The organism is Achromobacter sp. UBA4530, from assembly GCF_002388205.1.
Classification (GTDB): domain Bacteria; phylum Pseudomonadota; class Gammaproteobacteria; order Burkholderiales; family Burkholderiaceae_B; genus Achromobacter; species Achromobacter animicus.
Genome location: NZ_DGMA01000032.1, coordinates 129,908 through 137,225 on the forward strand (window position 1 = coordinate 129,908; position 7,318 = coordinate 137,225).

Sequence of the window (7,318 nt, forward strand, 5' to 3'; positions counted from 1 at the left end):
CAGAGTCGGTCAGGGACGCTGCGCCAACTTGTGTTCCAGATAATGGATGCTGGTGCCGCCTTCGATGAAGCGGGCGTCCTGCAGCATTTCGCGGTGCAGCGGGATGTTGGTGGAAATGCCTTCCACCACCATTTCCGACAGCGCGATGCGCATCCGGGCCAGCGCCTGGTCACGCGTGTCGCCGTACGTGATGACCTTGGCGATCATCGAATCGTAGTTGGGCGGCACGAAGTAACCATTGAACGCGTGCGAGTCGATACGCACGCCAGGGCCGCCCGGCGTATGCCAGTTCGTGATGCGGCCCGGGCTGGGCACGAAACGGAACGGATCTTCGGCGTTGATGCGGCATTCGATCGCATGGCCGCTGAACGTGATGTCACGCTGACGCAGCGTGAACTTCTCGCCGGCGGCGATCAGGATCTGCTGCTGCACCAGATCGATGCCGGTGATCAGCTCGGTGACCGGGTGTTCGACCTGGATGCGGGTGTTCATTTCGATGAAATAGAACTCGCCGTTTTCGTACAGGAACTCGAACGTGCCGGCGCCGCGATAGCCCATCTTGCGGCAGGCGTCGGCACAGCGGTCGCCAATGCGCTCGATCAGGCGGCGGGCAATGCCGGGCGCCGGCGCTTCCTCGATGACCTTCTGGTGGCGGCGCTGCATGGAGCAATCGCGCTCGCCCAGCCAGACCGCGTTGCGGCCGCCGTCGGCCAGCACCTGGATTTCGATATGGCGCGGGTTCTCGAGGAACTTCTCCATATAGACTTCCGGGTTGTTGAACGCGGCGCCTGCTTCGGAACGCGTCATCGTGACGGCATTGAGCAGCGCGGCCTCGGTGTACACCACGCGCATGCCGCGGCCACCGCCGCCGCCTGCTGCCTTGATGATGACCGGATAGCCGACTTCGCGCGCCGTGCGCAGGATTTCCTGCGGATCGTCGGGCAATGCGCCTTCCGAGCCCGGCACCACCGGCACGCCGGCTTCGATCATGGCGCGCTTGGCGCTGACCTTGTCGCCCATCAGGCGGATCGTGTCCGGGCGGGGGCCGATGAACACGAAACCGCTCTTCTCGACGCGATCGGCGAAGTCGGCATTTTCGGACAAGAACCCGTAACCCGGGTGGATTGCCTCGGAATCCGTGACTTCGGCGGCCGAGATGATGGCCGGCATGTTCAGGTAGCTTTCACGCGACGGCGCGGGCCCGATGCACACGGATTCATCGGCAAGGCGCACGTACTTGGCTTCGCGGTCGGCCTCGGAGTGCACGACGACGGTCTTGATGCCCAGCTCGCGGCAGGCGCGCTGAATGCGCAGGGCGATTTCGCCCCGATTGGCGATCAGGATTTTTTCGAACATGTTCAGCTATCAGCCAATGACGAACAGGGGTTGACCGTACTCGACGGGCTCACCGTTTTCGACCAGGATTTCTTTGATGACGCCGGCCTTGTCGGCTTCGATTTCATTGAGCAGCTTCATGGCTTCAATGATGCACAGCGGGTCGCCTTCCTTGACGGTGGCGCCCACGTCGATGAACGGGGCGGCGCCCGGGTTCGGCGAACGGTAGAACGTGCCGACCATCGGGGCCTTCACGACGTGGCCTTGAATGACCGGGGCAGCGGGCGCGGCCGGCGCAGCGGCGGGCGCGGCGGCGGCGACGGGCGCGGCGGGCACGCCGGCTTCGGGCTGGTGGTAGGCCACCGGCTGCAGCGTCTGCGAGAACTTGACGATTCTGACCTTGCCTTCGCCTTCGGTGATTTCCAGCTCGGCGATGCCCGATTCAGCCACCAGGTCGATCAGGGTTTTGAGTTTTCGAAGATCCATAGAAGCTGCTTCCCGAGATAGTGTCGGCGTCGTCCCAGCGTCGGGGTTCGCGCCGTATAAGATGTAAAAGCGTTGAATTGATGCGAGATCAGTGCCGCACTGCGTAACGCAGCGCGGCCTCGTAGCCGTCCGCGCCCAGGCCGCTGATCAGGCCCTGCGCCAAGTCGGACAGATAAGAGTGATGCCTGAACGGCTCTCGCTTATACAGATTGGACAAATGTACTTCAATAAATGGGATCGCGACCCCGGCCAGCGCGTCGCGAATCGCGACACTGGTGTGCGTGTATGCCGCTGCGTTGATGATGATGAAGTCCGTGCCGTCCTGCCGTGCCGCCTGAATGCGGTCAACCAGCGCACCTTCGTGATTGCTTTGCCACGCAGTCAGCGTGGCGCCCAATTCGCCCGCGAGCAGCTCGAGACGCTCATTGATCTGGGTCAGAGTAAGACTGCCGTAGATATGAGGTTCCCGGGTGCCAAGCAGGTTCAGGTTCGGGCCATGCAATACCAGTATGTTTTGCGCCATGCGCGTGCCAAATTGTGGATTGCCAATTGTTGGCAAAAGAGCCGATAAACCAGCTTTTTACGCCAATTCCTACTATTTGTCCAACAGACTTACGCCTTCAAACCCGAAAGGGTGCGATCCAGATCGTCGGGCTGGACTTCACCCAATATCTTCCGGTTAATGCTGCCATCTGCGTTGAAAACGATAGTAAAAGGCAGACCACCGCTAGGATTCCCCAGCTTACGCAGCGTATCGATGGCGCCGGCGCCGATTACCCATAGAGGGTATGAAACCTGTACTTTCTCGACAAACTTCTGCATGTTGGCGGCAGAATCAACGCCGATGCCAACAAAGCGTACTTGCGGGTATTTTTTCTGCAAAGCGTCGAGCGCGGGCATCTCTTTGACGCACGGCGCGCACCACGTTGCCCAGAAATTGACCACGATGGGCTGACCCTTCCAGCCGGCCAGCGAATGCGAGGCGCCGTTCAGATCCGGAAGCTGCATCTGCATGAGTCCCGCGACCGGATCGCCCGCGTCAGCCGGCGCGGCATCGTTCTTGGGCTTGCGGCCCATCAGCGTATAGCCGCCCGCGACAGTCGCGGCCACCGCCACGGCGGCGGAAAGAAGTAGGCGTCGATTCATGGCGCGATGATAACCGTTGCGGCCGTTTTACGCCGCAGGCGCGAGGCGCCGGCTTGTCGGGCCGCTATATATACAATGCGGGGCAGGAGATTTATCAATGCACCTGCACATTCTTGGCATCTGCGGCACCTTCATGGGCGGACTGGCGCTGATCGCGCGCGCCGCCGGCCATAAAGTCACGGGTTGCGACGCCGGCGTGTACCCGCCGATGAGCACCCAGCTTTCCGAACAGGGTATCGAACTGATCGAAGGCTTTGGCGCCGAGCAACTGACGCTCAAGCCTGACCTGTACGTCATCGGCAACGTGGTCAGCCGTGGCAACCCGCTGATGGAAGCCATTCTGGAATCCGGGGCGCGCTATGTGTCCGGGCCGCAATGGCTGGGCGACAACATCCTGCCAGGCGCGCACGTGTTGGCGGTGGCCGGCACGCACGGCAAGACCACTACCAGCTCGATGCTGGCGTGGGTGCTGGAAGCCGCAGGCATGGCCCCGAACTTCCTGATCGGCGGCGTCGCGCAGGACCTGCACGTATCTGCCCGCTACGACCCGGCGCGCCGCCCCTTCGTCATCGAAGCGGACGAATACGACACGGCGTTCTTCGACAAGCGCTCCAAATTCGTTCACTACCGCCCGCGCACCGCCATTCTGAACAACCTGGAATACGATCACGCCGACATCTTCCCCGATCTGACGGCGATCGAAACGCAGTTCCACCATCTGGTTCGCACGATCCCCGGCTCGGGCCGTATCGTCCGACCGACGCGATCGGACGCGCTTGACCGCGTGATTGCACGGGGATGCTGGTCGGATACCGTCACGTTCGGCCCGCAAGGGCAGTGGCGGGCGTCGCCACCGGACGCTGACGGCGCGTTCGAGGTCACGCGCGCCGGCGTCCACGCCGGCACCGTCCGCTGGTCGCTCACCGGCGAACACAACCGCATGAACGCGCTGGCCGCCCTGGCTGCCGCTGAACACGTTGGCGTGCCCGCAGAACAGGGCATCGACGCCCTCACCCGCTTCGGCGGCGTCAAGCGTCGCATGGAGCTGCGCGGCACGGTCAACGGCATCAAGGTCTACGACGACTTCGCTCACCACCCCACCGCCATCGCCACCACGCTGGAAGGCCTGCGCCGTCAGGTTGGGTCAGCGCGAATCCTGGCCGTGCTGGAGCCGCGCTCCAACACCATGAAGCTGGGCACCATGGCCGCCCGGCTGCCCGAGGCGCTGGCCGACGCCGACCTGGTGTTCTGCTTTGGCGCCAGCGAGGGCAAGCATGCGCTGGGCTGGAACCCGGCTGAAGTGCTGGCCCCCCTGGGCGGCCGGGCTTCCAGCTACGATGACATCGGCGCGCTCGTCGACGCCGTTGCCGGCGCCGCCCGGCCGGGCGACCAGGTGCTGGTGATGAGCAATGGCGGCTTCGGCGGCATCCATGGCAAGCTGCTGGATGCGCTGCAGGCGCGCGGCTGATCCCGCCCGCTTGGCCGATCCCGGCAAAGCGCGCCCTGCCGGACATGCCGGGCTGGCCCTGCCAGACCCGCATGTCCGGAATTCAAGCCCTCAGCCGGCCGCCTTCCGCAACGCACACGGAAACAGCAAACAATGATCCTCTATCTACACGGTTTCCGATCGTCGCCCGATTCATTCAAGGCCCGCCTGATGGCGGACGCCATGGCCGCACGCGGTCTGACCGATGCGTGGGCCTGCCCGCAACTGCCCGCCAGCCCGCGCCAAGCCATCGACCTGGCGCTGGGCATGGCGCGCGACCGGCTGGCGGACGCCGATTCGCCGCGCGAACTGACTGTCATCGGCTCGTCGCTGGGCGGTTTCTACGCCACCTGGATCGCCGAGCAGCTGGGCTGCAAGGCCGTGTTGCTGAATCCCGCCGTCCACGCCGCGCGCGACCTTGCCACCCAGGTCGGCGAGCACCACATGTATCATTCCGGCGCGCCGTTCGTTTTTTTGCCCGAATATGTGGACGAACTGGCCGCCATCCATGCGCCGCGCATCACGCAGCCCGACCGGTATTTCCTGGTGGCCGCGACCGGCGACGAAGTGCTGGATTGGCGCGAGATGCGCGACCGATACGCCGGCTGCCGCCAGCGCATCGTGCAAGGCAGCGACCACGGCCTGTCCGATTTCGCGGATTGGATGCCCGAAGTGCTTGAATTCGCCCTAGGCGGCAAGCCGGTACGCACCTGATAATCAATATCGACTTTCAACACCCACAAAGCTGCGCAAGGCGGCGCGAGGCCGCCGCCCAGGACGATCCCCACCATGTATGTGTTTTACGAAGATGACGGCAGCTTCAAGGCCGGCAATATCCTGTCCGAGACCGACGCCAGCCTGCAGGTGGAGTCGGAGTCGGGCAAGCGCAGCAAAATCAAGCGCGCCAATACCCTGTTCAACTTCGCCTCGCCGGATCCGGCAGCCCTGATGACCCAGGCGGCCGCCACGGCCGAGACGCTGGATCTGCAATTCCTGTGGGAATGCGCGCCGCAAGAGGAATTCGACTCGCCCGCCCTGGCCGCCGACTACTTCGGCCACGCCCCCACGCCCGTCGAGCAGGCCGCGCTGCTGATGCGCCTGCACGGCGCCCCGGCGTACTTCCACCGCCGCGGCAAGGGCCGCTACCGCCCCGCCCCGCCGGACATCCTGGCCGCCGCGCTCGCCGCGCTGGAAAAGAAGCAGCGCCAGGCCGAACAGCAGCAGGAATGGGTCGACGAAATGGCCGCGGGCCGCCTGCCCGAACCCATCGCCCAGGCCGCCGAATCGCTCCTGATCCGTCCGGACAAGAACTCGCAGCAATGGAAGGCCCTGGACGCCGCGTGCGCCAAACTGGGCAAGACACCTGACCGCCTGCTGCTCGAACTGGGCGCCTGGCCGCACGCGCTCGCGCTGCACAAGCGCCGCTTCCTGGCCGTCAACTTCCCGCGCGGCCTGGCCTTCCCCGACGTGGAACTGCCGCCCATCGACCGCGAACTGCCGCTTGCCGACGCCGAAATCTATTCCGTGGACGATGTCACCACCACAGAAATCGACGACGCGCTCTCCGTCTCCATGCTGCCCGACGGCCGCGTGCGCGTCGGCGTCCACGTCGCCGCGCCCGGCCTGTCCGTCACCCGCGACAGCGAACTGGACAAGCTGGCCCGCGCCCGCCTGTCCACCGTCTACATGCCCGGCGACAAGATCCCGATGCAGCCGGACAGCGTCATCCAGGCGTTCTCCCTGGACGCCGGCCGCGAAGTGCCCGCGCTATCGCTGTACGTCACCGCCAATCCGGAAACCGGCGAAGTCATCGAATCGGAAACCCGCCTGGAACGCATCGTCGTGCGCGAAAACCTGCGCCACAACATGTTGGACAGCCAGGTCACCGAGGCAAGCCTGTCCGATCCGGACGCCGACCTCCCCTACGGCCACTGGCTGCGCCCGCTCTGGAAGCTGGCGCAGGCTCTGTCCGCGCAACGCGAAAACGTCCGCGGCAAGCCGGAAAACAATTCCCGGGTGGAATACAGCTTCTACCTGGACGGCAACCCCGACGATCCCGACACCCCCGTGCGCCTGGTCCCGCGCCAGCGCAACGCGCCGCTGGATCGCATGGTGGCCGAATACATGATCCTGGCCAACAACCTGTGGGGCGGCCTCTTGAACCAGCACGGTGTGCCGGGCATCTACCGCTCACAGCAAGCTGGCCGCGTGCGCATGAGCACGCAGGCGCTGCCCCACGAGGCCATCGGCGTTCCCCAATACGCGTGGAGCACGTCGCCGCTGCGCCGCTACGTCGACCTGGTCAACCAATGGCAACTGATCGCCGCGGTGGAACACGGTGTCTCGGCCCGCCTGATCGCCCCCTTCAAGCCGCGCGACGCAGACCTGTTCGCCATCATCGGCGCCTTCGACGCGCAATACGCGGCCTGGGCCGAGTTCCAGAGCGCAATGGAACGCTACTGGTGCCTGCGCTGGCTGAAGCAGAACGGCGTGACGCGGACGGTGGCGCATGTGCTCCGGGATGACCTGGTGCGGTTTGCGAATGCGCCGTTGGTGACTCGGGTGGGGGGGATGCCCGAGTTTGAGCGCGGGACTGCGGTTGAGGTGGATATTCTGGGGATGGATGAGTTGTCTCTGGAGTTGGATTGTCGGTTTGTGGGCGAAGTTAAGGGGGAGGCTGCGGCTTCGTAGGTCGCATTCTTCCGATCTTCGTCGGTCGCGTTTATCCGATCTTCGTCGGTCGCGTTTATCCGATCTTCGTCGGTCGCGTTTATCCGTTCTTCGTAGGTCGCTTTCTTCAGTTCTTCGTAGGTCGCCCGACGCCGCGGTCACCGGGGAGGCGATCGCCCACGATTGCGGTCCGGA

7 protein-coding genes are annotated in these 7,318 nt (G+C 64.6%); 3 read left to right on the forward strand and 4 right to left on the reverse strand.

Annotated elements, in window-relative coordinates; all coding sequences use genetic code 11:
- Positions 1-9 precede the first annotated feature (9 nt).
- The 4 genes from accC to B2W22_RS23605 all read right to left on the reverse strand — a co-directional run bounded on the left by accC (position 10) and on the right by B2W22_RS23605 (position 2,967).
- Positions 10-1,356 (reverse strand): acetyl-CoA carboxylase biotin carboxylase subunit, encoded by a 1,347-nt coding sequence (gene accC, locus B2W22_RS23590; RefSeq protein ID WP_175126241.1) that lies wholly within the window; start codon positions 1,354-1,356, stop codon positions 10-12.
- A gap of 9 nt (positions 1,357-1,365) precedes the next feature.
- Positions 1,366-1,821: an acetyl-CoA carboxylase biotin carboxyl carrier protein gene (gene accB, locus B2W22_RS23595; RefSeq protein ID WP_191578217.1), complete on the reverse strand. Its 456-nt coding sequence runs from the start codon at positions 1,819-1,821 to the stop codon at positions 1,366-1,368.
- Between the two features lie 88 nt (positions 1,822-1,909).
- The gene (gene aroQ, locus B2W22_RS23600; protein ID WP_175126271.1) at positions 1,910-2,344 is read right to left on the reverse strand and encodes a type II 3-dehydroquinate dehydratase; all 435 of its coding nucleotides are present in this window, start codon (positions 2,342-2,344) and stop codon (positions 1,910-1,912) included.
- A gap of 89 nt (positions 2,345-2,433) precedes the next feature.
- Positions 2,434-2,967 carry a TlpA family protein disulfide reductase gene (locus B2W22_RS23605; protein WP_218342186.1) on the reverse strand — a complete coding sequence of 178 codons (534 nt, stop codon included), beginning with the start codon at positions 2,965-2,967 and terminating at the stop codon, positions 2,434-2,436.
- A gap of 97 nt (positions 2,968-3,064) precedes the next feature.
- On the opposite strand from B2W22_RS23605, the gene mpl reads away from it, so the two are divergent.
- The 3 genes from mpl (at position 3,065) to B2W22_RS23620 (ending at position 7,144) form a co-directional block, all read left to right on the forward strand.
- Positions 3,065-4,435 carry a UDP-N-acetylmuramate:L-alanyl-gamma-D-glutamyl-meso-diaminopimelate ligase gene (gene mpl / locus B2W22_RS23610; protein WP_286939732.1) on the forward strand — a complete coding sequence of 457 codons (1,371 nt, stop codon included), beginning with the start codon at positions 3,065-3,067 and terminating at the stop codon, positions 4,433-4,435.
- A 132-nt stretch (positions 4,436-4,567) separates the two neighbouring features.
- Positions 4,568-5,167: a YqiA/YcfP family alpha/beta fold hydrolase gene (locus B2W22_RS23615; RefSeq protein WP_175186478.1), complete on the forward strand. Its 600-nt coding sequence runs from the start codon at positions 4,568-4,570 to the stop codon at positions 5,165-5,167.
- Between the two features lie 75 nt (positions 5,168-5,242).
- Entirely contained in the window at positions 5,243-7,144 is a 1,902-nt protein-coding gene (locus tag B2W22_RS23620; RefSeq protein ID WP_175139137.1) for a ribonuclease catalytic domain-containing protein, read from the forward strand.
- Positions 7,145-7,318 lie beyond the last annotated feature (174 nt).

Coding starts and splice junctions, on each gene's coding strand:
- B2W22_RS23615 (WP_175186478.1), top strand. CDS start 4,568: ATGATCCTCTATCTACACGGTTTCCGATCGTCGCCCGATTCATTCAAG.
- B2W22_RS23605 (WP_218342186.1), bottom strand. CDS start 2,967: ATGAATCGACGCCTACTTCTTTCCGCCGCCGTGGCGGTGGCCGCGACT.
- accB (WP_191578217.1), bottom strand. CDS start 1,821: ATGGATCTTCGAAAACTCAAAACCCTGATCGACCTGGTGGCTGAATCG.
- accC (WP_175126241.1), bottom strand. CDS start 1,356: ATGTTCGAAAAAATCCTGATCGCCAATCGGGGCGAAATCGCCCTGCGC.
- B2W22_RS23620 (WP_175139137.1), top strand. CDS start 5,243: ATGTATGTGTTTTACGAAGATGACGGCAGCTTCAAGGCCGGCAATATC.
- mpl (WP_286939732.1), top strand. CDS start 3,065: ATGCACCTGCACATTCTTGGCATCTGCGGCACCTTCATGGGCGGACTG.
- aroQ (WP_175126271.1), bottom strand. CDS start 2,344: ATGGCGCAAAACATACTGGTATTGCATGGCCCGAACCTGAACCTGCTT.